Genomic DNA, 24,240 nt, shown 5'->3' with positions numbered 1-24,240 from the left:
ACAGCCCGCACTCGCCTCACGCCCGCCGACCAGACTGGCGGTCCCATTTCAAGGAGCCCCCATGACGTCATCCCCCTTGCAACCGGCCGCGTGGCGCATGGCGCTCTGGGGCGCGGCCGTGGTGCTGCTGTTGCTGCCCTGGGTGGCCATGCAGTTCACCACCGAGGTCAGTTGGGACCTGGGCGACTTCGTCGTGTTCGGCGCCATGCTGGCCATCGCCGGCGGTGCGTTGGAAGGCATCGTGCGCCTGACGCCCCATCGGCGCGCCCGTCTCTGGGCAGCAGCAGCCGTCGCGCTAGTTTTCCTGCTGATCTGGGCCGAACTGGCTGTCGGCATCTTCGGCTAGGCGTTCCAGACACCCGTGGCCGCCGTCCGGCTCACGTAGTCGATGAAACGGCGCGGCGGGCGGCCCAGCACGCGCTGCACATCGCCGGTGGGCTGCTGGTTGCGGCCGTCCAGCAACTCGCGGAACAGGTACAGCACCAGCTCGATCGTCGGTGCATCCACGCCCGCCTGCGCCATGCCGGCGCGCAGGTCCGCGGGCGCGATGGTCGCGAAGACGATGTCGCGCCCGGTCGCCTCGGCAATGGCGGCCGTGGCCTGCGGGAAGCTGATGGGCTCCGGCCCCGTCAGCTCGTACAGCCGGCCCGCATGGCCCGGCTGGGTCAGCGCGGCCACCGCCACATCGGCGATGTCGTCGGCGTCGATGAAGGGCTCGCCCATGTCGCCCACCGGCAGCGCCACCTGGCCCGCCGCCACGCTGCCGGCCAGGAAGGCCTCACTGAAGTTCTGGTGGAACCAGGCGCAGCGCAGCACCGTCCAGTCGGCGCCCGAAGCCTTCAGCGCGTCTTCCGCCGCTTCGGCCTCCACCTCGCCGCGGCCCGACAGCAGCACGATGCGCCGGCAGCCCGCGGCCACGGCCTGCGCGAAGAAGTCGGTGACCACCGGGAGCGCGCCCGGCACTGCCAGGTCGGGCTGGAAGGTCACGTAGGCCTGCGTCGTGCCGGCCAGCGCGGCGGGCCAGGTCGAGCGGTCGTCCCAGTCGAAGCGCACCTCGGTGGCGCGCGACACGGCCCGCACGGCGCGGCCCTGCTCGCGCAGTTGTGCGGCCACGCGGCGGCCGGTCTTGCCATGGGCGCCGATCACCAGCGTCAGTTCGTCTTGCCTTGCAGTCATCAGAGTCTCCTGAGTTGAACGTGAGTGTTTATCGCGTTTTAAAGATGATAGATACTCACGTTCCGATGTCAACCCGCCCCCCTAAGAAGTCAGCCACGGCGCCCGAGACCGCGCCGGCCGCACGCCGCCAGCCGCTGCAGCAGCGCAGCCAGGAGCGCGTGGAGCTGATCCTGCAGATCGCCAGCGAGCGCATCGCCGAGAGCGGCAGCGGGCCGCTGAAGATGAGCGAGATCGCCGAGCAGGCCGGCATGTCCATCGGCTCGCTGTACCGCTACTTCCCTGACAAGCGCGCCATCCTGCGCACGCTGGCCGAACAGTGCGCCGCCGAGTGCCACGACTGCATCACCCAGAAGCTGGCCCCGGTGCGCACGCGGGCCGAGTTGGAGACGGCGTTCAACGAGCTGGTGGACGAGTACCACGGGCTGCTGCTGGAGAAGCCGCTGATGCGCGACATCGTGTTCGGCATGCGCGCCGACAGGGAACTCGCGGCGATGGAGCTTGCCGCCAGCCGGGCCAGCGGCGCGCTGCTGGCCGAGGCCATCCGCCGCGTGCATCCGCGCGCCGACGCGAAGAAGCTGGACACACTGGCCTTCCTCGTCTGGCAGCTGGGTGAGGAGACCATGCGCCTGGCCATGGACAGCCCGCGTGGCGAAGCGCGCCAACTGGTGGACGCCTACAAGCGCATGAGCCTGAAGGCCATCGAGCCGCCGTGGCTTTGAACGCTGGCTGACGGCATCCAGCGGCTCAGCACGCTTTCAATGTCGGGTAGCGGTTTCCATCCACGCCAGACGCCGACGCAGCCCGGCCAGGAAACACGCAGGCCGAGCCCTCCGCCACAACGGTGGCCGCACACGTGCCGCCGCACCCCCAAACCAGCACGGCGAAGCAAAGCGACGCGGCAGGCGGCCCGAGGCATGGGCGGGCTCCACGACAAAGATCACTTCGTCGTAGAGAGCGGCGGTGAGTGGTTCATCAGACATAACAGCTATCCGATACGGCACCGCCATCCTCTCGCGATCCGCGCCTCAGTGACAGGGGACGATTACCCTCAGCTCTGCAGGCGCTGGCCTACATCGTTACATGCGCGCCCTGTCATGATGTGCACCATCATCGGGAGACGACCATGACCGCACCTCAGCCAGATGACCGCACCGCCGTGGTGCTCGCTCCCGAAGCGGGCCGCCACTACGACATGGGCCGCATCAGCGCCGTCTTCAAGGCCGATGGCGCGGAAACGGCAGGCCGCTACTCCATCTCCGAGTGGTGGCTGGAGCCGCACACGCAAGGGCCGGGCGCCCATTCGCACCCGGAGGACGACGTGTTCTACGTGCTCGAGGGCACGATGTCCATCTTCGTCAAAGACCACTGGATGGACGCCACCCGAGGCGCCTTCGTGCTGGTGCCGGGCGGCACCACGCACGACTTCGAGAACCGCAGCAGTGCCCGCGCCGGCGTGCTGAACTTCTCGCAGCCCGGCCCGTTCGAGCCGGCCATGCCCAGCATCGTCGACTGGTTCAAGGAACACCCGCCGGGCGACGCGGGTCGTTGAAGATGCGGCGATCTGCTTCGGGCGCAAACGCCAGCCTCATCTCAACGTAACGCCACAGCTTCTTACACCGCCGATACGCCCCGCAACCGCGATGGCCCGCAACACTGCGCCGGCGGCCGGGCGCTTGCCGACCAGTCCTCCGTTGGACGTCCTGCCACCAGCACCTCCCTGCCGGAGCCGCGACGTGCCACGACTTGCCAGCCTCCTCATCGCCACCGCCTGCGCGCTTGGCACCACCACCGCCGGTGCGGCGACCGAGCGCAATCGCTGCGAATGGCAGTCACCGGCGCATGACCCCTACCAGGGCAGCGTGCCCGATGCGATCGACAGCTACACCGACATTCCCGCCGCCACGCGCGAACGGCTGAAGGCGCGCATGCAGGAGCACGACTACGACGACATCGTGTCCATCCGGCGCGACAGCATCGACGGGCGGTTTCGCTACGAACCGGCGCTGCGCGACATGCACTTCGGCCAGCAGCGCCGCTGCGGCACCGTCACGCGCGCCAGCTGGAAGCCCGACCACGCCGAACGCGCGCTGACCTACTGCGAGGACGGCCACTGCGTGGCCGTGCCGACGGTGTGCCGCAACGTCAGCCGCATCACGCGCGCGCCGGATACGGTAGCGGCTGGCGCCCCGGCCGGCGGCGCGCCGAACGAGCCCCTCGCCTTCGACCCACCCTCGGCCGGCCTGCCGATGGCAGCCGTGCCGGCCCCGGACGAACCGACCACGCGCACACTGCAGGCCGATCCACCCGCCGTGACCCGCATCACGCCGCTGCCGGCCAACACAACGCCGGCGCCGCAGCAGACCCTGCCCCAGCCGTTGCCACTGCCAGGCACCGGCATGCCGGGCGAACCCCTGCCGCCCTCGGTCCCGTCGGTCCCTCCCATCGACCTGCCGTCGGAAGTACCGGTTGTCGTCATCGTGCCGCCACCCGAGCCACCGGCGCCCATCCTGGAGCCGGAGCCCAACTTCCCGTCGCCCACGCCTCCCGGCGTCATCCCGCTGCCTCCCGCGCCGGCGGTGCCGGAGCCGGCGACATTGCTGATGTGGGTGGTGGGTGTGGCCGCTGGTGTCGCGTGGCGGCGCCGGTCGGCGAGTCGAGGCCGGTAGAGTTGCGGGCCACACAAGGGTGATCGGTCACGTTCGCGGCGCTGGATTGAATGCCGGCAGGATGCGGCGCTTCTTGGGATGCCTAGCGTTCGAGCTGAACGAGGGTTACGCCGCACTGCACAGGCTTCTAAGAACAACCCCTTCAAACTGGCCGACCTGCCAAGCTGCACGCAGATGCTCCTGCGCGAAGACCTCGCCGAGGACTTGCAGATGCCCCCGAGCCTGCACGCGGAAGCATGGGGGCGCCAGCGCCACACCCGCCACTGACGACACCGATTCGATGTAGAAAGGGATCGGCGGCTGCAGCGGAATACTGTGCCTCGCCACCAACGTGGACCAGTCAAGAACGTCGTAGCTCTTCAGCGGAAGATGGGCTTTGAACGGTTCATCTCCAAGCACACGGACTCGGACGTCGATGAACTCATCCTCGCTGCAGCCCAGCTTTACGAGAAGGTCAAACGCTCTTTGCGAGACGATCGGGAACCAGCTGTATTGGAGCCAGTCGCCCACTGGTACTGCGGCCTGGTGCAATGAGAGCCCATCGGGAGCGACCAGCTCAAAGCTGGCGATCTCTGGGAGGGCAAGCAGCGCCTGGCGCGCCGTTGAAGGCGAGATGCCGTTTGAGGCGATCGCGTTGAGCAGGCTCTCGTCCACTAGATGGACCTGCGGAACACCGCCGGCCGGTTCAATTGCCCAAAGCGAGGTCATCTGTACACCCAACGTTCAAATTGAGCGGACCAGCCAGCGTAGCTGGCGCAGGTCGGCTGCAATGATGGGTTGGGCCTCACCTTGCAAAGGGCTGCGCAATAGCTTAGCCGCGACCCGTTGTGTATTCCGGCAGCAGCTTGGCCAAGATCAGTCCGCCCCAGCAAGAGCGCGGGTCTGGGAATTGGGATTCCATGGCAGCGATTGGTGCTCCAGCCTGCCAAGCAACCAGATCACCGGGCTGAAGACTTGGACCATTCGGAGTAGCGGACGAGGCAATGACGACGTAACCGCCATCCCGTGAACAAACCCGCAGCATGGCGATTTGATTCCCATCAGGCTGACGCTTCACAGCCACCCCACCTCCAATTGCAGCTGCGGCATCAAGCACAAGTGCCGGCAACACTGCGCCCGCTGAGAGTTCGCTCTGGAGGAACTCGCACGCATACGCGAAGGCAGCCTGAGCATCCTTGAAGTACAAGGGCTTCGCCGCAGTTGGTTTGGACTTCTTCAACCAATCGAACATGCCAAGCCTTTCTGAGATGCCCAACGTCTGCGCTCAGCGGGCGGCGAAGCCGTCCGCTGCAGCAAATGGTTATGCCTTGCGGTGCCCAAACTCAAGCTCCTCTTCGTGGCAATAGAACAGCACGCCCTTTCCCAAGTTGTGCAACACGATCGCATCATCCCTCGCCGGCACAAAGATGCTCTGCCACTTCGCCAAGAAATCGCTGGCAAAAATGACGCACACCTCATCGTCGCCGTAAACAACTTGGACGGTGCCTTCCGCAGGCAGCCGATCTTTGAGCCATGCATCAGCAACCGAGTAGCTCTCGATGTTGACGTGTTCGATTGCGCCAACGGTCGCCTCGCTCAGGCCGTAGCGATCTTTCGAACTGAACTGCAGCGCGTAGCTGTACGCATTCTTCGCGCGATCGGGATCAAGCCAGCGCGCGGAGAGCTCGTTCTCAAGGTACTCAGACTTTCGGAGATTCATGGCGAGGCATAACGTGCGAGCTCAGCGGACGGCGAAGCCGTCCGCTGGAGCGAACGGTTAAACATCATTGCGGCGATACCTGCGCCTCTCAAAGTAGCCGCGCGTGAATGGCCTGAAATGTTGGTCTTCATCGAGTTGAATGCCAAGCGGGGAAAGGATTGTGGCCAAGTCGGCTTCCGCCTCTCCAGCCTCAAAAGTCGCTACTGCTGACCCGGCGAGATATTGCGCTCCGGTGTTCTGACAAGTTCCGCCGAAACACTCGACCTCTACGTAGATAAGCCAAGACTCAGGAAAGCGGTTTGATAGCGCCGGCAGACTCGACCTGACTTGGTCAGCTTGATCAATGACACGCTCCCATTCGGCATCCCCGTCGGTCGGGTGAAGGTCGTTTTCATCTGGACACCGAAGGATGTATCCGCTGAACTGCTGCTCTTCACGCTTCAACTGGCAAAACGGCCAATTCGCTAGTGCTACTTCGGCCACTCGAGGATCAAGTGTCACGAGGCCTTTGAAACGGTATCCCATGATGTTTAACGTGAAAGTGAGCGGACGCCGAAGGCGGTCCGCTCCAATGGCAGGTTATCCCTCATGCTGCCTCCTGCTGTACGCGACTTGAGTAAGTGCGTCGTGCAGGTACCGCATTGTCTTTGGCGTCCCGAGGTGAACTTCGCGGCCACCCATGCTCACGACGACTCCGACAGCACCCTCCTCCAAACCCCAGTCGCCCCCGTAAGACACATCTTCGATGGCGCCTGCCTCGTACGTTTGGTACGGAATGAAGAACCACTTACGCTGAATGATGACTTGGTCAGAGAAAACAGAAATGCTCGACCGAAGCCCGCATGCAACTATCAAACAGGCCAAGGCAACGCCGGCAATCCACCGCCACCCTCCAAAGTCGAGTGCCAGCACCGCAACCACGCCGCCACCCGCGAGTGGCGCGAACAGGACAAGAACTCGCGCGATCGCATCTGCGCTTTCGAACTGAAACAGCGGGGGCGATGCTCTCGACTTCATGAGGGATAACGTGAAAGTGAGCGGACGCCGAAGGCGGTCCGCTCCAATGGCAGGTTATGCGTCATTGCGCTTGCCGCACCAGCCGCATGCCACCACGAGTCGCATGGGACGATAGCCGCCAGCGCACTCCATCGGGACTCTGATAAAGCTCGGCGATGCTCTCCTCGGGCAGCGGCCGATCCGCGCCGACTCGCTTGAGGTGCTGGCGAATTAGCCAAAGCACCCGGTGATAGTCCTCTATCACGTCTTCGTCCAGGGTTGGGGGGATGGCCGCCTCCGCGATCTTCTGCTGCCGCTCCTGAAACCACCCTGGCAGCTTGCCCGTTTCAATGAAGGCGTAGAAGTCCTTCCAACCGTCTGGCTCCGGCCATTCGGACTTGTAGGCGTCGCGCTCGGCTTCAGGAAGGGAGCGAAACCAAGGAGCCCATGCATGCCAATAGTCTTCGCCTGCCCCCATGCGCCAACCGATGCTCCCCCACGGAATTCTCGGGAAGGCAATCCACACTGGCTGCATCGGCTCAGTCATGACGCATAACGTGTTCTCGGGAGACAGCCAGCGCCACCTAGGCAGCCAACTTGCGCCCTAGATCGGCACCGCGCACCACGGCCAAGTGCTTGAATCACCACAGAAATCCTCCCGTTTGACTGTATTTATATACAGCATTAAATTTCCGGCAAAAGCGGCACGCGCTTACAAGTTCTCGTCGAGGGCTGCGGGGCTGCCAGGGAGGTTTGATGATGCCAGCACTGCCGCCTGCCCCTGGGCCTCGCAAACACCTGCGGCCGCGCCCTGCGATGGACCTTCCGCCGCTGCGCTCGACCCGCGTGCTGGACCAATTGCGCGAACGCCTGCGGCTGATGCATTACAGCTTGCGCACCGAGGAGGTGTACGTCTACTGGGTGAAGGCCTTCATCCGCTTTCATCAACTGCGCCATCCAGCCGACATGGCGGGCCCGGAGGTGGAGGCTTTCCTGACCTACCTGGCCAACGACCGCACCGTGGCCCCCTCCACCCACAGCCAGGCACTGTCAGCGCTGCTGTTCTTCTATTCCAAGGTTCTGCGCGTTGACCTGCCCTGGTTGCAGGAGATTGGCCATCCGCGCCGCCACCGGCGCCTGCCGGTGGTGATGAGCGTGGAGGAAGTGGGCACCGTGCTGGCCGCGATGCAAGGCGAGCATTTGCTGCTGGCGCGGCTGCTGTACGGCACGGGCCTGCGCATCACCGAGGCCTTGCAGTTGCGGGTGAAGGATGTGGACTTTGCGCAGCGGGCGCTGATCGTGCGAGAAGGCAAGGGCGCCAAGGACCGCGTGGTGATGCTGCCACAGTCGCTGACCTCCGACCTGCGCCATCAGTTGGGTCAGGCTCGCCTCATCTGGGCAGCGGATGTCGAGGCCGGCGCGGCGGGCGTGGAGATGCCGCACGCGTTGGAGCGCAAATACCCGCGCATGGGCGCAAGCTGGCCCTGGTTCTGGGTGTTTCCGCAAGACCATCACTCGACAGACCCGCGCAGCGGGGTGGTACGTCGCCACCACCTGTACGACCAGACCTTCCAGCGTGCGTTCAAGCGTGCCGTGCAGGCCGCAGGCGTAGAAAAGCCGGCCACGCCGCACACGCTGCGCCATTGCTTTGCAACTCACCTGCTGCAGTCCGGCAGCGACATTCGCACGGTGCAGGAACTGCTGGGGCACGCCGACGTGGCGACGACCATGATCTACACCCATGTGCTCAGGCTCGGCGGCGGCGCCGTGCACAGCCCGCTGGATGCGCTACCGCTCGGCGCGCCTCGCTGAGCCCCGGGACGCTCACCCCACCGGCCGGTAGGCCACCACGTCAACCTCCACCTTCGCCGGAATCATCAGCCGCGACTCCACCGTCGAACGAGCCGGCTTGCCGCCCGGAAAGTAGCCCATGTAGACGCGGTTGAACGCGCCGAAGTCGCGCGCGTCTTCCAGCCACACATTGGTCTTGCAGACGTCGGCCAGCGTCGCGCCGGCCAGCGCCAGCGCGGCCTCGAGGTTGGCGAAGACCTGGCGCGTCTGCGCCTCGATGCCGCCGTCCACGATGTGGCCTTGGGCGTCCACCGGCACCTGGCCGGACACGTAGACGAAATCGCCCGCGCGCACGGCGGGGGACAGGGGGCGGGGCTGGCGGTCGCTGGCGGTGGGCTCGGCGCCGAGGAAAGTCAATTGAGTCATGCGGGCAGTCTGGTGTGCTCGGCTCGCCCACGCAAGAGCCCCCTTTAGACGCCCTTCAGACAGCGGCGCGATGATGAGGCCCCTCGCCCGGTCTTGCGCCGGCTGGACGCCGGCACGCCCAGTCGGTCCCCCGAGGGGACGACGATGCTCGCGGCCTCGAGCCGCGAGCACATCGCCAAACGGGCCGGCTTGGGAGCGGCCCGGCGCTCGGCCCGCATCTCAGCGCGAATGCGAAATGGACAATTGAAGTGAACTCATCTGACACGCTAGGCCCCTGGCTGAAAGGCTTCCCGCCGCTGCAAGCCCCCGTGCCGCTGACCGACGTGGCACAGCGCGGCTGGAGCCTGGGCGACCTGCCCACGCCGCTGGCTGTCGTCCGCCAGGCGGCGCTGGCGCACAACATCCAGTGGATGCAGGACTTTGCCGCCGCGCGCGGCGTGCAGATGGCGCCGCACGGCAAGACGACGATGAGCCCGCAGCTTTTCCGACGCCAGCTGGATGCCGGCGCCTGGGGGCTGACGTTTGCCAACGTGCACCAGCTGCGCCTGGGCCTGGCCGCCGGCGCGCGGCGGGCGCTGATCGCGAACCAGTTGGTCAGCCACGCCGACCTGGCGCTGCTGCTGGATCTGCGCCGCCGGCACGAGGGTGTGGAGCTGGCCTTCTTCGTCGATTCGCAGGCGCAGCTGGACCTGATCGCCGCGCTGTGGCCCTCGCTGGGCGCCGGCGAAGCCAGGCTGGACGTGCTGATCGAGCTGGGCACCACGCGCTGCGGCGTGCGCGACCACGACACGGGGCTGGCGCTGGCGCGCGCGCTGAAGACCCACCCGGCGCTGCGGCTGCGCGGTATCGGTTTCTACGAAGGCCTGCAGGTGCTGGGCGAGACAGAACCCGACACCGCGTTGATGCAGCAATGGCAGGCTCGCGTCGAGGCGCTGCTGGCCGCCATCGAGGCCGAAGGCCTGGTCGATGTGCAGCCGCTGTGGCTCAGTGGCGGCGGCTCGGCGCTGTTCGACCTCGTCGCGCCGGTGCTGCAAGGCCGCGCCGGGCGGCTGGGCCTGCTGCGCTCGGGCTGCTATGTGTGCCACGACCACGCGCACTACGGCCGCTATGTCGGCGTCATCGACCGGCGCCTGGGCGCGCCCAGCCTGCAGGCCGCGCTGGAGGTGTGGACGCAGGTGCTGTCCTGCCCCGAGCCGGGCCTGGCACTGCTCAACGCGGGCCGGCGCGACCTGTCCTTCGACCAGGGCTGGCCGGTGCCGGTCTGGCACCAGCGCGGCGGCCAGGCCGCACCGCGCGGCTGGCAGGTGACCGGCCTGAACGACCAGCACGGCTACCTGCGCTGGGACCCGCTGGAGTGCGACGGCCCTGCCGTTGGCGAGCGCGTGGCGCTGGGCCCGTCCCACCCTTGCACCACCTTCGACAAATGGGCGTGGATGGCGGTGGTGGACGAGGACGATCGCGTCGTCGACGCGCTGACGACGCATTTCGCCTGATGCTGCTGCAAGGCGCACTCATCGTCGACGGCAGTGGTGCGCCGGCCTGGCGCGGCGAACTGCTGGTGGCCGGCGACCGCATTGCCGCGCTGGGTGAACGGCTGGACGTGCCTGCCGACATGCCGCGCCGCGACTGCACCGGCCTCGTGCTGGCCCCCGGCTTCATCGACGCGCACAGCCACGACGACGCCGCGCTACTGACCGCGCCCGGCATGACGCCCAAGCTCAGCCAGGGCGTGACGACGGTGGTGACCGGCAACTGCGGCATCTCGCTGGCGCCGCTGGTGACGCCCGACCCGCCGCCGCCCATGAACCTGCTGGCGCGCGAGCAGTTCCGCCACGCGTCCTTCGCGGCCTGGCGCGATGCCGTCAACGCCGCCCGACCCGCCGTGAACGCGGTGGGCCTGGTGGGCCACACGGCGCTGCGGCTGCGCTGCATGGGCGACCTCGGCCGCCCGGCCAGCGCCGCCGAGCGTGAAGCGATGTGTGCGCTGCTGGACGACGCCATGCAGGCAGGCGCAGCGGGCTTGTCCTCCGGCACCTTCTACGCGCCCGCCGCCGCGGCCGACAAGGCCGAGCTGCTGGCACTGGCCCGCGTCGCCGCGCGGCATGGCGGCGTCTATGCGGTACACCTGCGCAACGAGATGGCCCAGGTGCTGGACGCCATCACCGAGGCCGCCGACTGCGCGCATGAGGCCGGCCTGCCGCTGGTGATCTCGCACCACAAATGCGCCGGCCGCGCGCAATGGGGCCGCAGCCTGCAGACGCTGGCGCTGATCGAGCGGCTGGCCCAGCGCCAGGCGCTGGGGCTGGACGTCTACCCTTACCTCGCCGGCTCCACCGTGCTGCGCGAGGACCTGGCCGACGGCCTCACGCCGATACGGCTGACCTGGAGCGAGGCCCACCCCGAACGGGAAGGCCAGTGGCTGGCCGACATCGCGGCCGAGTGGGGTTGCAGCGAGCCCGAGGCCGTGCGGCGGCTGCAGCCGGGCGGCGCCTGCTACTTCCAGATGCACGAGGACGACGTGGACCGCATCCTCACGCACCCGCTGGCGATGATCGGCTCCGACGGGCTGCCGCACGACCGCTTCCCGCACCCGCGGCTGTGGGGCGCGTTTCCGCGCGTGTGGGCGCATTACGGCCGCGAGCGCGGGCTGCTGACGCTGGAACAGGCCGTGCACAAGATGACGGGACTGACGGCGCAGCGCTTCAGCTTGCGCGACCGCGGCCTGCTGCGCGCGGGCGCGGCGGCCGACCTGCTGCTGTTCGACGCCGAGCGCCTGCAGGACCGCGCCGACTACGGCAGCCCCACGCTGACGGCGGCGGGCATCGCGGCCGTGTGGGTCAACGGTGCACTGGCACTCGACGGCGGCACATCCCTCGCCCGCGCCGGTCGCGTGCTGACCCGCTGAGAGCGCCGGGACCGCGCCTCAGCTCCTCGGCAGGCTGACCAGCACGGTCAACCCGCGGCCACCCGGTCCGTCCAGCAGCTGCACGCTCGCACCGTGCTGCGCCGCGGCGCGCTCGACGATGGTCAGGCCCAGGCCGCTGCCGTGGCAGCCGGCGCTGCCCTCCAGCCGCACGAAGCGCTCGAACACGCGCTCGCGCAGGTCCGCCGGGATGCCGGGGCCCTGATCGCTGACGGTCAGCGCGATGACGCCGGCGGCTTCGGCCAGCGTCACCGTCACCTGCCCGCCGGGCGGCGAGTACTTGATCGCGTTGTCGACGAGGTTGTCGACGAGGCTGCACATGGACTCGCGGTTCAGCCACAGCAGCAGCTCGTCGGGCGACTCCAGCGCCAGCTCGATGCGGCGCTGCACGGCCAGGCCGCTGGCCAGCGCGATGCGCTCGCGCACCAGGTCCACCAGGTCGTGGCGCACCTTGCTGAGGTCCAGCGCGTCGGCGCCGGAGCGCGCCAGCGCCAGCAGCTGGTGCACCGTGTGCGTGGCGCGCTGCACGCCCAGGCGCAGGCGCTCGCGGGCCTCGTCGCCGGCTTCATTGCGGGCACGCGGCTCGGCCTGGTCCAGCGCCTCCACGTTCAGCTGGATGACGGCCAGCGGCGTCTTCAGCTCGTGGGCCGCGTCGGCCAGGAACTCATGCTCGCGGTCCAGCCGTTGCTGCAGCCGTGTCATCAGCGAGTTGACCGCGTTCACCAGCGGCGCCAGCTCCACATAGCGCGTGGCCGGCAGCGGCGTCAGGTCTTGCGCGGAGCGGGCCGAGATCTGCGCGCCGATGCGCCGCAGCGGCGCGAAGCCGAGGCGGAACAGCAGCCACAGCGGCAGCGCCAGCAGCGGCAGCCCGTACAGCAGCGGACGCGCGTAGTAGCTCAGGCCGGCAAGGCTGAAGTGCCAGTCGCCCGGCCGCTCCTGCCAGCGCCGCACGACCAGCTCGCGCGCGGCGTCGCGCACCTCGGCGTACAGCCAGCGCTCGTCCTGGCCGGGCGCGGTCTCCTGCGGCAGCACGCGGTCGCGGCCGGTGAGGTCGGGCTGCAGTTCGGACAGCAGCTCGCCGCGGCGCAGCACCTGCAGCACGCGGAACGGCGTGCGGTGCCCCTTCAAGCGCCACTCGCGCTCGCGCATGCCTTCCAGCGCCTGCAGCGCGTCGTGCAGCTGGCGGGCGTCGGCATGCGTGTCGCGCGCGCGCTCCAGCGCCAGCTCGGCCCACAACAGGTTCTCGGCCTGGCCGTTCTTGACCTGCAGCACGCGGATGTCGATGAGCTCGCGCGCGACCAGGAACAGCCAGCACAGGAACAGCACCGCGAACACGGCGCACAGGCTGCGCCGGAACAGTGAGCGGGGCGCGGTACTGGCATCAACCGTCATGACGAGAACGTGGGCGCATTGCGGGCCGAGCGCCGGGCCGCTCCCAAGCCGGCCCGTCTGGCGATGTGCTTGCAGCTCAATGCTGCAAGCATCGCCGTCCCCTCGGGGGACCGGCCAAGGTACCCCTTGGACGAGGGGCTCATCATCCGCGTTCGACGAGATAACCCACGCCGCGCACGGTGCGGATGTAGCCCTCGCCGATCTTGCGGCGCAGGTTGGAGATGTGCACGTCCAGGCTGCGGCCGTCCATCTGGCTGGGCGAGCGGCTCTCCAGCTGTCGGCGCGTGACGACGCGGTCCGGCAGCTTGATCAGCGTCAGCAGCAGGCAGAACTCGGTGCGCGACAGCGGCACGCGCTCCTGGCCGCGGCGCACTTCCATGCGCGGCTCGTCGAGGATGAGGTCGCGCAGCTGCCACTCGGCCTGCTGCGGCTCGCCGCTGTCGGCCAGGCTGCGCCGCGCGACGGCGCGCAGCCGTGCCAGCAGCTCGGAGCCGGCGAAGGGCTTGACGAGGTAGTCGTCGGCGCCGCCATCCAGCCCGTCCAGCCGGTCCTCGATGGCATCGCGCGCGGTGATGACGATGAGCGGCAGCTTGCGGTGGTTGCGGCGCAACGCGCGCAGCAGCTCCATGCCGTCGCCGTCGGGCAGGCCCAGGTCCATGACGACGGCGTCGAAGCCACCCTCGGCGATCCACAGCCGCGCGTCCGCGATGCGTCTAAGCCACATCACATCGTGGTCGGCGTTCTGCAGCACGGCCTGCAGTGAGCGGCCGAGCTCCAGATCGTCTTCGAGAAGGCAGATGCGCATGTCCGTCACTCTATGACGCCACCGTTGCCGCGGGTATCGGGCGCTTCACTGAGGGCGTTAAGACAGCCTTAACACGTCATTGAAGCGGCGCTTAGGCGGCCGGGCAGACAGTCCGCCCCATGATTCGCGCCCTTGCCTGCCTGTCCCTCGCGCTGCCGCCGCTGGTGGCCGCTGCTGCGTCGCCCTTCCTGCCCAGCCGCGCGCAGTTCGACGCGCTGTTCCCAGAGCGCATCGCGTTCTACACCTACGAGGGTTTCACCGAGGCCGTGCGCCAGACGCCCGGCTTCGCCGACTGGGGCAACGACACGCAGCGCCGCCAGGAGATGGCGGCGTTCCTGGGCCAGATCGCACACGAGTCCGACCAGCTGCGCGCGCAGCGCGAGTACAAGCGCGAGAACTGGGACAAGTACTGCCGCGACGACGCCCGCCTGTCCTGCGCCAAGGGCCAGCAGTACTACGGCCGCGGCCCCATCCAGCTGAGCTGGAACTACCAGTACAAGGCCGCCGGCGACTTCATGGGCATCGACCTGTGGAGCGACCCCGACCGCGTCGCGCGCGACTCCACGGTGGCCTGGCGCACGGCGCTCTGGTACTGGATGACGCAGCCCGGCGAGTCATCCCAGGCCTCGCACGCGGCCATCCGCAGCGGCTTCGGCTTTGGCGCGACGACGCGCGCCATCAACGGCCCGCTGGAGTGCGACAAGCCGGCCGATCCCGACGCGAAGCGCAAGAACGCGCGCCGCGCCGATTTCTACAAGCACGCCAGCGAGCTGTTTGGCGTGCCCCTCTTGCACCCGCTCGGGTGCTGACCCTGCCCCTGCTCGCCCTGTAACCCCGGAGAAAGAGAATCATGAGGAAGCATTCCAGCCCCCGCCCGACGGCCATCGCAGCCGCCGCCATGCTGCTGACCGCGCTCCCCGCGCTGGCGCAGGAGGCCCAGAAGAAGACGGAGACCCTGGAGGCCGTCGTCGTCACCGGCATCCGCGCCAGCATGGAGAAGTCCCTGCAGACCAAGCGCAATGCCGACGCCATCGTCGACGTCATCACCGCCGAAGACGTGGGCAAGCTGCCCGCCACCAACGTCGCCGAGGCGCTGACCACCATCCCCGGCGTCACCATCGACAAGGCCTTCGGCCAGGGCGAGAAGGTGTCCATCCTGGGCACGGACCCGGCCCTCAACCGCACGCTGATCAACGGCCAGACGATCGCCTCGGCCGACTGGTTCATCGCCGACCAGCCCGGCCGCACCTTCAACTACTCGCTGCTGGCACCGCAGCTGATCAACAAGGTCGAGGTCTACAAGTCTCCCGAGGCCTGGATCGACGAAGGCTCCATCGGCGGCACGGTCAACATCACCACCCGCAAGCCGCTGGAACAGAAGGCCCTCACGCTGGCAGCTTCGGTCGGCTATCTCTACAACGACCGCATCGGCAAGGGCAAGCCGACCGTGGCCGGCCTGGTCGGCTGGCGCAACGACGCCAAGAACTTCGGTGTCATCTTCTCGGCCCAGCGTTCGGAAGAAGGCATCCGCCGCGACGGTATCGAGTCGTACGGCACCGTCAAGGGCAGCGACTACATCAACGGCACCGGCGGTGGCGGCTCCATCAACAACCTGCCGACCGACTGGTCCGTCCCCCCCAACCCGGACGGCAGCCAGCCGAAGAAGCCGGCCTCCTGCGTCGGCAGCTGCGCCACCACGCTGCTGGCCAACCCGAACGCCGTCGGCCCCAACTCCGTCAGCGCGCACTATTTCGAGCAGACGCGCAAGCGCGACACGCTGTCGCTGTCGCTGCAGGCCCGCGCCAGTGACAAGCTCGACTTCGAGTTCAACGCGCTGGATGTGAAGGCCGGCTACGACAACCGCAGCCACTCGATGTTCGCCTTCCAGGGCAATGCCTACAACGGTCTGATGAAGATGACCGACCTGACGGTGGACGGCGGCGTCATCACCAAGGGCACGTTCAAGAACGCGCTGATGGTGTATGACCTGATCGACCGCAAGGCGACGGTGGACACCCAGTCCTACGACCTCAAGGGCAACTACAAGGACGACCGCTGGTTCGCCTCCTTCCACGCCGGCAGCTCCAAGGCCACCGGCGGCACCAAGCTGCAGGTCTACGGCGAGTTCCTGAACTGGTCCGACTACAGCTACGACATCAGCAGCGGCACGCCCAGGCTGAACATCACCGGCGTGAACCCGCTGAAGGACCCGAGCGCCTTCCAGATCGACGGCGGCTGGGGCTCCGATCCCAGCAAGAAGGAAACCTGGAACACCGGCTGGGGCGGCAACATCGTCTTCAAGCCGACGGTGGACAAGGAAATGTTCCTGCAGGTGGACGGCGGCCTGAAGTTCGACGGCCCCATCTACCAGGTGCGCTTTGGCGCCAAGCACCGCGAGCACAACACCACTCAGACGATGGGCGGCGTGTCGCTGGCCTCGGTGACCGGCTACGGCGACGCCCGGGCCAGTGCGTTCTCTCCAAAACAGCTGCCGGGCAACTATCTCAGCGGCTTCGGCAACGTCGGTGACCTGAGCAACCGCTACACCATCGACGGCGAAGCGCTGGCCGGCTACATCACCAGCGGCAAATGGCTGGCCCCGTGGCAGACCATGCCGCAGCCCGCCACGTTCAACGACCCCTCCTTCGTCGCCAACACCTGGTCGGTGAAGGAAGTCGTCGATGCCGCCTACGTGCAGGCCGACTACGCCGTCGACGCGCTGCGCGGCAACTTCGGCGTGCGCGTCGTTGACACCACATCCAGCAGCGGCGGCTGGGCCTGCTCGGTATCCACGGGCCAGGCCTGCCCCGCGGACAAGTACGTGGCGACGACCGTGCACAAGAGCTACAAGAACATCCTGCCCAACCTGAACGTCGTCTATGAGCTGAACGACAAGCTGGTGCTGCGCGCCTCGGCCGCCAAGGTCATGTCGCGCCCGAACTACGGCGACATGTCCAGCTACCTGTGGATCGGCGACCAGACCAAGACCGGCGGCGGCGGCAACCCCGATCTCAAGCCCTACAAGTCCACCAACCTGGACTTCTCGGCCGAGTGGTACTTCGCCAAGAACGCCATCCTGGCCGGCACGATCTTCAACAAGAAGGTCACCGACTACGTGCTCGTCACGACGAAGCCGGAAGTGCACTACAACCAGTTCGAGCGCCAGAACACCACCTACGCCGTCTCGCGCCCGAACAATGCCGGCAGCGCCACCATCAAGGGCGCGAGCCTGGCCTTCCAGGCCAACATCGGCTGGGGCTTTGGCGCGCTGACCAACTACACCTTCTCGGACGCCACAACCAGCCAGGCGGGCTCGCACCTGCCGTTCAACTCCAAGCATCAGTACAGCGTCAGCCCGTTCTATGAAAGCGACCGCTTCAGCGCCCGCGTGACGTACACCTACCGCTCCAAGTACTACACGCAGGCCGACCGCGGCAACTTCCTGGTCACCGACGGCAGCAAGGATCTGGCAGCCAGTGCCAACGTGAAGCTGACCGACCGCCTCAGCCTGGGCTTCGACGCGATGAACCTGCTGGACAGCGAGTACCGCAACTACGCGGACGTTGCCGGCATCGCCAACACCGAGTTGCTGACCCGCGGCATCTACCGCACCGGCAAGCGCTACCAGGCCGTGCTGCGCTACAACTACTGAGCGGCACCCACCAGGCCGGCCTCTTGCGGGCCGGCCTCCAGTCCTCGTGGTGGCAGTTTCCTGCCTCACTTTGGGCGGTCCGCAAGGGCCGCCCTTTTTTGCCTTGTAATCCAGCCCCATGACTGCAAGTGCACCTCCCTCGGCCCGCTGGCCGGCCATCGACCTGCTGCGCGGCCTGACCGTCCTCGTGATGATCCTCGTCAACGAATGGGCCGGCGTGGCGGGCCTGCCGGCGTGGATGAAGCATGTGCCGGCCGACGCCGACGCGATGACGTTCGTGGACATGGTGTTCCCGGCCTTTTTGTTCATCGTGGGCATGTCGCTGCCGCTGGCACTGCAGTCCAAGCTTGAGCAGGCCGGCCGCAACGCGACGCTGCGCATGGCCGGCGAACGCACCGTGGCGCTGATCGCGGCGGGCTTGTTCATGGTCAACGCCGAGATGGCGCCGGCCGGGTTCAACGCGTCCGGCTGGCTGCTCGCCGCTTTCGCGGGCATCTTTCTCGTCTGGGGCAGCGTGCGCGGCGGCCCGGCGCTGGCCTGGCCCTGGCGCCTGGCGGGTATCGCTCTGCTGGGCTTTCTGAGCGCCCGCTACCCGGGCGGCATGGCCGTGCACTGGTGGGGCATCCTGGGCCTGATCGGCTGGGCCTACGGCCTGGCCGCGCTGCTGTTCATCCTCGCGGCGCCCGGGTCCAGGCTGCTGTTGGCGCTGCTCGCGCTGCCGGCGTGCGTCGCCTGGTTCACGTTCGCCGCGCCGCATCTGGGCGGCGGCGGGCACGCCACGCACACGCTGCTGGTGCTGGCCGGCGTGGCGTCCACGCTGCTGCTGCAGAACGTGCTGCACGCCGGCCTGGCGCCCGACCGCGCCACGCGCGCGCTGATGCTGCTGGGCTTCGTGCTGCTGGCCGTGGGGTTCAGCCTGCGCCCCTACTTCCCGCTGTCCAAGATCCACGCCACGCCCAGTTGGGGCCTGGTGTGCGCGGGCGCCACGCTGCTGCTGTACCTGCTGCTGCGCCCGCTGGCCGAGGGCCGCGCGGGCCACGCACTGATGCGCGTCATGGGCGACGCCGCCCGCCACCCGCTGCTGGCCTATCTGCTGCCCTATGTCATCGGCGCCGTGCTGGCGCTGGCCCATTGGCACTGGCCGGCTACTTTCAGCGCCGGCTGGGCCGGCATCGTGCGCGGCGTGATCTTCCTCGCCGTCGTGCTGGTGCTGCTGCGGCTGGTGCTGCGCTCCGGACTCCGACTGAAGCTCTGATGCAACGCCGCCACCTGCTCCAACTCGCGGCCTCCGCCGCCCTGATGCCTTCCGCCATGGCCGCACCGTCCACACCACGCTTCCTGCATGTCGGCACCTATGCGCCGGCGGGCCAGGGGATCTACAGCTTTGCGATCGCCGCCGACGGCGCGCTGGCACCGGCGGGCCTGACGCCCAACGCGAACAGCCCCAGCTGGCTGCTGGCGCACGAGGGCCGCGTTTACGCCGCGGAGGAGTCGGCCGATCAGGTCGCCGTCTACGCGCCGAACGATGCCGGCGCGCTGCAGTTGCTGCACCGCGCCCCCAGCGGCGGCAAGGGGCCGGTGTACCTGTCCGCAAGCGCGGGCCAGCTGTGGGTGGCGCATTACGGCGACGCCCGCTTCGCCTCCCTGCCGGTGGAGCGCGACGGCCGGCTCGGCACGGCCGTCGGCTGGCGAAGCTGCGACAACGACTGCCGCCCCGGGCCGACCAAGCCGCTGAAGGCCCCGCCCGGCAGCCAGGCCAACAGCGGCCATGACGCGCCGCACGCACACGCGATCCAGCTCAGCCCGGACGGCCGCTGGATCGTCGGCACCGACCTGGGCCGCGACCGGCTGCTGGTATGGCCGCTGAACGCTGACATCCCTGCACCCGCGTCCGCGCATCAGCTCGCGCTGAGCGCCGGTTCCGGTCCGCGCCACTTCGTCTTCCATCCGCAGGACGCGGGCCTGGTCTACGTGCTGCAGGAGGAGTCGTCCACGCTGTCCACCGTTGCGCTGACGGCGGCGGGTCCGCAGCTGCTCGATGAGATCAGCGTGCTGCCGGCGGGCTTTGCCGGCACCAATTACGCGTCCGACCTGATCGTCGCACCCGGTGGCCGGCACCTGTATGCGCTGAACCGGCTGCATGACAGCATCGGCGTGGTCTCGCTGGAGAAGCCACGTTCGCCGCGGCTGCTTGACCATCACTGGGTGCATGGCAGCTACCCGCGCAGTGCGTGTGTCGCCAGGTCTTGGATGTATGTGTGCAATCAGCGTAGCGATCAGCTGAGCCACTTCGATCTGAGCCGGCCGGAGGCGCCACGGTTCACGGGGCGGCAGACGGGGGTGCCGAGTCCGGCAGGGGCTTGCTGGTTGTAGTTCTTCGGTTGTTGTTGCGGAGCGGGCTGCTCATCGGTGCATTGCCGGGAGTCCGTCCCGGCGGCCGGGCGCGCATCCCGGCAACTCGGCACCGAGTCGGAAGGCTCTTCGCAAAGCCTCCCAACCAAGACTCAAGCCACCGGCACCTCACCCCGCCGCCACCGCTTCGGCGTCAGCTTCCTGATCGCGTCATCCACCAGCGTGAACAGCACCGGGATGACCAGCAGACTCAGGAAGGTCGACGTGATCAGCCCGCCGATGACGACGATGGCCATCGGTGCACGGAACGACGGGTCGGTGCCGAAACCCAAGGCGATGGGCAGCATGCCCGCACCCATGGCCAACGTCGTCATGACGATGGGCCGCGCCCGCTTGTGGCAGGCGTCGATCAGCGCCTCCATGCGCGTCATGCCGTGCTCGCGCTCGGCCATGATGGCGTACTCCACCAGCAGGATGGAGTTCTTCGTCGCGATGCCCATCAACATGATCATGCCGATCATGGCTGGCATGGACAGGTCGGTGCCGGTCACGAACAGCGCCAGGATCGCGCCCGGGATGGACAGCACCAGCGCGCCCAGGATGGTGACCGGCTGCACCCACGCGTGGAACAGCAGCACCAGCACGATGTAGATGCAGGCTACGCCGGTGCCCATCGCCAGCAGGAAGCTGGCGCTCAGCTCGGCAAAGGCCTCGGCATCGCCGATCTCGGTCTTGATGATGCCGGGCGGCAGGTTGGCAATGGACGGCAGCGCCGCCACGCGCTGCTGCACGTCGCCCAGCGCCTCGCCGTTCAGCTCGATCTCGAAGTTCACGTTGCGGGCGCGGTTGTAGCGGTCGATCTGCGCGGGGCCGGTGCCCAGCGAGATGTCGGCCACCTGCTCCAGCGGCACGGGGCCGCGGGCACCCGGCACGCTGAGCTGGCCCAGCAGCGCCGCGTCGGTGCGGGCGTTCTCTGGCAGCTTGACGACGATGGGCACCTGGCGCTGCGCGAGGTTGAGCTTGGGCAGCAGCTGGTCGTAGTCGCCGGCGGTCGCGATGCGCAGCGTGTCGGCGATGGCCGCGGTGCTGACGCCCAGGTCGGCGGCGCGCGCCGAGTCGGGTTTCACGATGAGCTCGGGCCGCTGCAACGCCGAGCTGCTGGTGACCTGGCCGATGCCGTTCAACGCGCGCAGCTCACGCTCCACTTTGGCCGCGTGGGCCTGCAGCGCGTCGCCGTCCTCGCCGGCCAGCACCAGCACGTACTTCTCGCTGGAGCCACCGAAGGCCACCGTGAAGCGCGCCCCCGGGATGGGCTCCACCGCCGCGCGCAGCTGGCGCTCGATGTCCTGCTTGCTGAGCCCCGAGCGCTCCTTGCGCGGCGTCAGGTTGATCGTCAGCGTGGCCTTGCGGGCCTCGGGTGCGCCGCCCATCGCGAACGGGTCGGAGCCGGCCGCGCCGCCGCCGATGGCCGTGTAGACCATCTTCACGTGCGGGTTCTTGGCCACCGCGTCGCGCGCGGCCACGGCCACCTTCAGCGTGTCGGCATAGGTGGAGCCGGGCTCCAGCTGGATGGACACCTGCGTCTGGCTGAGGTCGTCCGGCGGGATGAAGGCGCCGGCGATCTTGCCGGCGAACAGCGGCGCGCAGCTGGCCACGGCGAACGCGGCCGTGATTGCCAGCGTCTTGCCGCGGTGCTTCAGACACCAGCGCGTCAGCTGCAGGTAGCGCGCCATCCAGAACGGCTCGCCGTGGTCCTTGGCCGGCTTCTTCAGGATGTAGGCCGCCATCATGGGCGTCAGCAGCCGCGCAACGACGAGGCTGAAGAACACGGCAATGGCTGCCGTCCAGCCGAACTGCACGAAGAACTTGCCCGGCACGCCGGCCATGAAGGCGGTGGGCAGGAACACCGCGATCAGCGTGAACGTCGTCGCGATGACGGCCAGGCCGATCTCGTCGGCGGCCTCGCGCGCCGCGTCGATCGGGCTCTTGCCCGCCGTCAGGTGGCGCATGATGTTCTCGATCTCGACGATGGCGTCGTCCACCAGGATGCCGATGACCAGGGACAGCGACAGCAGCGTGACCACGTTGAGCGTGAAGCCCATCCAGTGCATGACCGCGAAGGTCGGGATCGCCGACAGCGGCAGCGCGACGGCGCTGACGAAGGTGGCGCGCCAGTCGCGCAGGAAGGCCCACACAACCAGCACCGCCAGGAAGGCGCCTTCCATCAGCAGCGACATGCTGCCGTCGAAGTTCTCCACCACCGGGTCCACGAAGTTGAAGGCTTCGGTGACCGTGATGTCGGGATGCGCGGCCTTCAGCTCCTCGACGGCGCGGCGCACGCCCTCGGCCACGTCCACCTCACCCGCGCCGCGGGTGCGCGTGATCTCGAAGCCCACGACCGGCTGGCCGTTCAGCAGCGCGCCGGAGCGCTGCTCGGCGATGGTGTCGCTGACCGTGGCGACCTGGTCCAGCCGCACGCGGCGGCCGTCGGACAGCAGGATCTCCAGCGCCGCCAGCTCCTGCGCATTGGCCACCGTCGCAATGGTGCGCACGCTCTGCTCGGCGCCGCCCAGGTTGGCGCGGCCGCCGGGGGCTTCCTGCTGCGTCTGGCGCAGCTGGCGCGACACGTCGGCCGCGCTGGCGTTCAGCGCCAGCAGGCGCGCCGGGTCCAGTTCCACGCGCACCTCGCGCGTGGCGCCGCCCACGCGCGCCACCGAACCCACGCCGCGCACGGCCAGCATGCGCTTGGTGACCTGGTTGTCGATGAACCACGACAGCGCCTCGGCATCCATGCCGCTGGATGCGACCGTGTAGGTCAGGATGGGCGCGCCGCTGAGGTTCATCTTCGTGATGACCGGGTCGCGCAGGTCGGCGGGCAGGTCCGCACGCACGCCCTGCACGGCGGAGCGCACGTCGTCCAGCGCCTCCTGCACGGGCTTCTCCAGGCGGAACTCGGCCGTGATGGTGGCCGTGCCGTCCTGCACCTTGGTGTAGAGGTTCTTCAGGCCCTGCACGGTCGCGATGGCGTTCTCGACCTTGCGTGCAACCTCGGTCTCCATCTGCGCCGGCGCGGTGCCGGGCAGGTTGGTGGTGACCATGATGGTGGGCAGCTCGATGTCGGGGAACTGCTGCACCTTCATCGCGCGGAAGCCCAGGATGCCCGCCGCCGTCAGCATGACGAACAGCAGGATGGCCGGGATGGGCTGGCGTATCGCCCAGGCGGAAAAATTGAACATGCTGTCCTCTTACTTGGCCGCGACCTTGACCGTGTCGCCGTCGGCCAGGAAGCCCACGCCCTGCTGCACGACCGCCTCGCCGGCCTTCAGGCCCGTGCGGATCTCGACGCGGTCGCCCTGACGCCGGCCGGCCTCGACCTTGGCCTGGCGCACCTTGCTGCCTTCGATGCGGAACACATAGGCAAAGCCGTCGCGCAGCAGCACGGCGCTCTGCGGCAGAGTCAGCACCGGCGCCTCGCCCAGCACGAACTCGCCGCGCGCGAACATGCCCGCGCGCGCCGCGCCGGCCGCCGGCAGGTCCACCAGCACGCGGCCCATGCGCGTGGCCGGGTCCACCGTGGGCGCCACCAGGCGCACCTTGCCGTCCACGGCCGTACCGCCGGCCGGCGTGATGCGCGCCTTCTGGCCCGGCGACAGCGTGGCCAGGTCGGCACCCGGCACGTCGGCGCGCCACTCCAGGCGGCCATCGCGGATCAGCGTGAACAGGTTCTGGCCCGGCTGCGGCAGCGCGCCTTCGACGGCCTCCTTGGTGACGACCACGCCGTCAAACGGCGCCACGACGCGCGTGTGCGACAGGCGCAGCTCGTCCGCCTTCACGCGCGCCTGCAGCGACGCGACGCGGGCTTTCGCGGCCGCATCGGCGGCCTGCGCCTGCTCCACCTGCTGCGCGCTGACAGCCTCGGTGCCGGCCAGGCTCTTCATGCGCGCGGCGGTCGCGGCGGCGTCCTGCGCGCTGGCCTGCGCTTCGAGCAGGCTGGCCTTGGTGGCGGCCAGCTCGGCGCCCAGGCTGGCGGACGCGAGCTGGGCGAGCAACTGGCCCTTCTTGACGCGCTGGCCGATGTCCACGGCCACGCTCTCGATGCGCTGGCCGGTGGCCTCGGTGCCCACCTGCACCTCGCGCCAGGCGGCCAGGCTGCCGTTGGCGGACAGCGTGCGGGGCCAAGTCTCGCTGCGCGGCTGCACGGCGGCCACGGTCAGCGCCGGCTTGGGCGAGGCAGACTTGTCAGGCGCGGCCACCGCATCTGCGGCGTCGGCGGGTTGCAGGGCCAGCAGCAGCGCGGCGGCCAGTGCCGCCAGCAGCGTGGTGCTGGCGACGACGGGGAAGGACGGCTTCTTGATCTTCATG

Annotated in this window: 22 protein-coding genes; 11 read left to right on the top strand and 11 right to left on the bottom strand. The window is 68.5% G+C overall.

What is annotated here, in order from left to right:
- Nucleotides 1-61: 61 nt before the first annotated feature.
- Entirely contained in the window at nucleotides 62-346 is a 285-nt protein-coding gene (locus J2X21_RS23340; protein ID WP_310332526.1) for a hypothetical protein, read from the top strand.
- Here the strand turns inward: J2X21_RS23340 and J2X21_RS23335 are convergent.
- On the bottom strand, nucleotides 343-1,176 hold the full coding sequence (locus J2X21_RS23335; RefSeq protein ID WP_310332525.1) for an NAD(P)H-binding protein: 834 nt from the start codon (nucleotides 1,174-1,176) through the stop codon (nucleotides 343-345). The two genes, J2X21_RS23340 and J2X21_RS23335, sit on opposite strands and share 4 nt — an antisense overlap.
- 65 nt (nucleotides 1,177-1,241) lie before the next feature.
- On the opposite strand from J2X21_RS23335, the gene J2X21_RS23330 reads away from it, so the two are divergent.
- The 3 genes from J2X21_RS23330 to J2X21_RS23320 all read left to right on the top strand — a co-directional run bounded on the left by J2X21_RS23330 (nucleotide 1,242) and on the right by J2X21_RS23320 (nucleotide 3,842).
- Nucleotides 1,242-1,895, top strand: a complete 654-nt coding sequence (locus tag J2X21_RS23330; protein WP_310332524.1) for a TetR/AcrR family transcriptional regulator — start codon at nucleotides 1,242-1,244, stop codon at nucleotides 1,893-1,895.
- A gap of 404 nt (nucleotides 1,896-2,299) precedes the next feature.
- Nucleotides 2,300-2,725 (top strand): cupin domain-containing protein, encoded by a 426-nt coding sequence (locus J2X21_RS23325; RefSeq protein ID WP_310332523.1) that lies wholly within the window; start codon nucleotides 2,300-2,302, stop codon nucleotides 2,723-2,725.
- Between the two features lie 184 nt (nucleotides 2,726-2,909).
- On the top strand, nucleotides 2,910-3,842 hold the full coding sequence (locus tag J2X21_RS23320) for an MHFG family PEP-CTERM protein (protein ID WP_310332522.1): 933 nt from the start codon (nucleotides 2,910-2,912) through the stop codon (nucleotides 3,840-3,842).
- Between the two features lie 105 nt (nucleotides 3,843-3,947).
- On the opposite strand, the gene J2X21_RS23315 is transcribed toward J2X21_RS23320, so the two are convergent.
- From J2X21_RS23315 to J2X21_RS23295, 5 genes are all read right to left on the bottom strand, one after another.
- Nucleotides 3,948-4,550 carry a hypothetical protein gene (locus tag J2X21_RS23315; protein ID WP_310332521.1) on the bottom strand — a complete coding sequence of 201 codons (603 nt, stop codon included), beginning with the start codon at nucleotides 4,548-4,550 and terminating at the stop codon, nucleotides 3,948-3,950.
- 103 nt (nucleotides 4,551-4,653) lie between these two features.
- Nucleotides 4,654-5,073: a hypothetical protein gene (locus J2X21_RS23310; RefSeq protein WP_310332520.1), complete on the bottom strand. Its 420-nt coding sequence runs from the start codon at nucleotides 5,071-5,073 to the stop codon at nucleotides 4,654-4,656.
- A 69-nt stretch (nucleotides 5,074-5,142) separates the two neighbouring features.
- The gene (locus J2X21_RS23305) at nucleotides 5,143-5,541 is read right to left on the bottom strand and encodes a hypothetical protein (RefSeq protein ID WP_310332519.1); all 399 of its coding nucleotides are present in this window, start codon (nucleotides 5,539-5,541) and stop codon (nucleotides 5,143-5,145) included.
- A 57-nt stretch (nucleotides 5,542-5,598) separates the two neighbouring features.
- Nucleotides 5,599-6,066: a hypothetical protein gene (locus tag J2X21_RS23300; protein ID WP_310332518.1), complete on the bottom strand. Its 468-nt coding sequence runs from the start codon at nucleotides 6,064-6,066 to the stop codon at nucleotides 5,599-5,601.
- A 553-nt stretch (nucleotides 6,067-6,619) separates the two neighbouring features.
- A complete protein-coding gene (locus tag J2X21_RS23295) occupies nucleotides 6,620-7,084 on the bottom strand; it encodes a hypothetical protein (protein WP_310332517.1) in 465 nt (154 codons plus the stop codon).
- A gap of 269 nt (nucleotides 7,085-7,353) precedes the next feature.
- Between J2X21_RS23295 and J2X21_RS23290 the strand changes: the two genes are divergently transcribed.
- Entirely contained in the window at nucleotides 7,354-8,349 is a 996-nt protein-coding gene (locus tag J2X21_RS23290) for an integron integrase (protein ID WP_310332516.1), read from the top strand.
- 12 nt (nucleotides 8,350-8,361) lie between these two features.
- On the opposite strand, the gene J2X21_RS23285 is transcribed toward J2X21_RS23290, so the two are convergent.
- A complete protein-coding gene (locus J2X21_RS23285; RefSeq protein ID WP_310332515.1) occupies nucleotides 8,362-8,754 on the bottom strand; it encodes a RidA family protein in 393 nt (130 codons plus the stop codon).
- Between the two features lie 248 nt (nucleotides 8,755-9,002).
- Between J2X21_RS23285 and J2X21_RS23280 the strand changes: the two genes are divergently transcribed.
- Together J2X21_RS23280 and J2X21_RS23275 are read left to right on the top strand one after the other, a co-directional pair.
- Nucleotides 9,003-10,247 carry an alanine racemase gene (locus J2X21_RS23280; protein ID WP_310332514.1) on the top strand — a complete coding sequence of 415 codons (1,245 nt, stop codon included), beginning with the start codon at nucleotides 9,003-9,005 and terminating at the stop codon, nucleotides 10,245-10,247.
- Nucleotides 10,247-11,659 (top strand): N-acyl-D-amino-acid deacylase family protein, encoded by a 1,413-nt coding sequence (locus J2X21_RS23275; RefSeq protein ID WP_310332513.1) that lies wholly within the window; start codon nucleotides 10,247-10,249, stop codon nucleotides 11,657-11,659. Before J2X21_RS23280 ends, J2X21_RS23275 begins: the two co-directional genes overlap by 1 nt.
- Nucleotides 11,660-11,677: 18 nt before the next feature.
- On the opposite strand, the gene J2X21_RS23270 is transcribed toward J2X21_RS23275, so the two are convergent.
- Nucleotides 11,678-13,069, bottom strand: coding sequence for a sensor histidine kinase (locus J2X21_RS23270; protein WP_310332512.1), 1,392 nt, complete (start codon nucleotides 13,067-13,069; stop codon nucleotides 11,678-11,680).
- Nucleotides 13,070-13,211: 142 nt separating this feature from the next.
- On the bottom strand, nucleotides 13,212-13,874 hold the full coding sequence (locus J2X21_RS23265; protein ID WP_310332511.1) for a response regulator transcription factor: 663 nt from the start codon (nucleotides 13,872-13,874) through the stop codon (nucleotides 13,212-13,214).
- Between the two features lie 119 nt (nucleotides 13,875-13,993).
- Between J2X21_RS23265 and J2X21_RS23260 the strand changes: the two genes are divergently transcribed.
- The 4 genes from J2X21_RS23260 to J2X21_RS23245 all read left to right on the top strand — a co-directional run bounded on the left by J2X21_RS23260 (nucleotide 13,994) and on the right by J2X21_RS23245 (nucleotide 19,899).
- The gene (locus tag J2X21_RS23260; protein WP_310332510.1) at nucleotides 13,994-14,683 is read left to right on the top strand and encodes a chitinase; all 690 of its coding nucleotides are present in this window, start codon (nucleotides 13,994-13,996) and stop codon (nucleotides 14,681-14,683) included.
- Between the two features lie 41 nt (nucleotides 14,684-14,724).
- Nucleotides 14,725-17,526: a TonB-dependent receptor gene (locus tag J2X21_RS23255; RefSeq protein ID WP_310332509.1), complete on the top strand. Its 2,802-nt coding sequence runs from the start codon at nucleotides 14,725-14,727 to the stop codon at nucleotides 17,524-17,526.
- A 118-nt stretch (nucleotides 17,527-17,644) separates the two neighbouring features.
- The gene (locus tag J2X21_RS23250; RefSeq protein WP_310332508.1) at nucleotides 17,645-18,781 is read left to right on the top strand and encodes a DUF5009 domain-containing protein; all 1,137 of its coding nucleotides are present in this window, start codon (nucleotides 17,645-17,647) and stop codon (nucleotides 18,779-18,781) included.
- Nucleotides 18,781-19,899 carry a lactonase family protein gene (locus J2X21_RS23245; protein ID WP_310332507.1) on the top strand — a complete coding sequence of 373 codons (1,119 nt, stop codon included), beginning with the start codon at nucleotides 18,781-18,783 and terminating at the stop codon, nucleotides 19,897-19,899. Before J2X21_RS23250 ends, J2X21_RS23245 begins: the two co-directional genes overlap by 1 nt.
- 131 nt (nucleotides 19,900-20,030) lie before the next feature.
- Here J2X21_RS23245 and J2X21_RS23240 read toward each other — a convergent pair whose 3' ends face one another.
- Both J2X21_RS23240 and J2X21_RS23235 read right to left on the bottom strand, forming a co-directional pair.
- Nucleotides 20,031-23,114 (bottom strand): efflux RND transporter permease subunit, encoded by a 3,084-nt coding sequence (locus tag J2X21_RS23240; RefSeq protein WP_310332506.1) that lies wholly within the window; start codon nucleotides 23,112-23,114, stop codon nucleotides 20,031-20,033.
- A 9-nt stretch (nucleotides 23,115-23,123) separates the two neighbouring features.
- Nucleotides 23,124-24,239 carry an efflux RND transporter periplasmic adaptor subunit gene (locus J2X21_RS23235; protein ID WP_310332505.1) on the bottom strand — a complete coding sequence of 372 codons (1,116 nt, stop codon included), beginning with the start codon at nucleotides 24,237-24,239 and terminating at the stop codon, nucleotides 23,124-23,126.
- Between the last annotated feature and the right edge of the window lies 1 nt (nucleotide 24,240).

Origin of the sequence: Roseateles asaccharophilus, assembly GCF_031458115.1 — a bacterium.
Taxonomy (GTDB): Bacteria; Pseudomonadota; Gammaproteobacteria; order Burkholderiales; family Burkholderiaceae_C; genus Pelomonas; species Pelomonas asaccharophilus_A.
The sequence above is the reverse complement of the archived record's forward strand: the minus strand, read 5'-3'. Positions and strand labels throughout refer to the sequence as shown.

Excerpts from the sequence above, each read along its gene's own strand:
- J2X21_RS23340 (WP_310332526.1), top strand. The coding sequence starts at position 62 with ATGACGTCATCCCCCTTGCAACCGGCCGCGTGGCGCATGGCGCTCTGG.
- J2X21_RS23335 (WP_310332525.1), bottom strand. The coding sequence starts at position 1,176 with ATGACTGCAAGGCAAGACGAACTGACGCTGGTGATCGGCGCCCATGGC.
- J2X21_RS23330 (WP_310332524.1), top strand. The coding sequence starts at position 1,242 with ATGTCAACCCGCCCCCCTAAGAAGTCAGCCACGGCGCCCGAGACCGCG.
- J2X21_RS23325 (WP_310332523.1), top strand. The coding sequence starts at position 2,300 with ATGACCGCACCTCAGCCAGATGACCGCACCGCCGTGGTGCTCGCTCCC.
- J2X21_RS23315 (WP_310332521.1), bottom strand. The coding sequence starts at position 4,550 with ATGACCTCGCTTTGGGCAATTGAACCGGCCGGCGGTGTTCCGCAGGTC.
- J2X21_RS23310 (WP_310332520.1), bottom strand. The coding sequence starts at position 5,073 with ATGTTCGATTGGTTGAAGAAGTCCAAACCAACTGCGGCGAAGCCCTTG.
- J2X21_RS23305 (WP_310332519.1), bottom strand. The coding sequence starts at position 5,541 with ATGAATCTCCGAAAGTCTGAGTACCTTGAGAACGAGCTCTCCGCGCGC.
- J2X21_RS23300 (WP_310332518.1), bottom strand. The coding sequence starts at position 6,066 with ATGGGATACCGTTTCAAAGGCCTCGTGACACTTGATCCTCGAGTGGCC.
- J2X21_RS23295 (WP_310332517.1), bottom strand. The coding sequence starts at position 7,084 with ATGACTGAGCCGATGCAGCCAGTGTGGATTGCCTTCCCGAGAATTCCG.
- J2X21_RS23290 (WP_310332516.1), top strand. The coding sequence starts at position 7,354 with ATGGACCTTCCGCCGCTGCGCTCGACCCGCGTGCTGGACCAATTGCGC.
- J2X21_RS23285 (WP_310332515.1), bottom strand. The coding sequence starts at position 8,754 with ATGACTCAATTGACTTTCCTCGGCGCCGAGCCCACCGCCAGCGACCGC.
- J2X21_RS23275 (WP_310332513.1), top strand. The coding sequence starts at position 10,247 with ATGCTGCTGCAAGGCGCACTCATCGTCGACGGCAGTGGTGCGCCGGCC.
- J2X21_RS23270 (WP_310332512.1), bottom strand. The coding sequence starts at position 13,069 with ATGACGGTTGATGCCAGTACCGCGCCCCGCTCACTGTTCCGGCGCAGC.
- J2X21_RS23265 (WP_310332511.1), bottom strand. The coding sequence starts at position 13,874 with ATGCGCATCTGCCTTCTCGAAGACGATCTGGAGCTCGGCCGCTCACTG.
- J2X21_RS23260 (WP_310332510.1), top strand. The coding sequence starts at position 13,994 with ATGATTCGCGCCCTTGCCTGCCTGTCCCTCGCGCTGCCGCCGCTGGTG.
- J2X21_RS23255 (WP_310332509.1), top strand. The coding sequence starts at position 14,725 with ATGAGGAAGCATTCCAGCCCCCGCCCGACGGCCATCGCAGCCGCCGCC.
- J2X21_RS23250 (WP_310332508.1), top strand. The coding sequence starts at position 17,645 with ATGACTGCAAGTGCACCTCCCTCGGCCCGCTGGCCGGCCATCGACCTG.
- J2X21_RS23245 (WP_310332507.1), top strand. The coding sequence starts at position 18,781 with ATGCAACGCCGCCACCTGCTCCAACTCGCGGCCTCCGCCGCCCTGATG.
- J2X21_RS23240 (WP_310332506.1), bottom strand. The coding sequence starts at position 23,114 with ATGTTCAATTTTTCCGCCTGGGCGATACGCCAGCCCATCCCGGCCATC.
- J2X21_RS23235 (WP_310332505.1), bottom strand. The coding sequence starts at position 24,239 with ATGAAGATCAAGAAGCCGTCCTTCCCCGTCGTCGCCAGCACCACGCTG.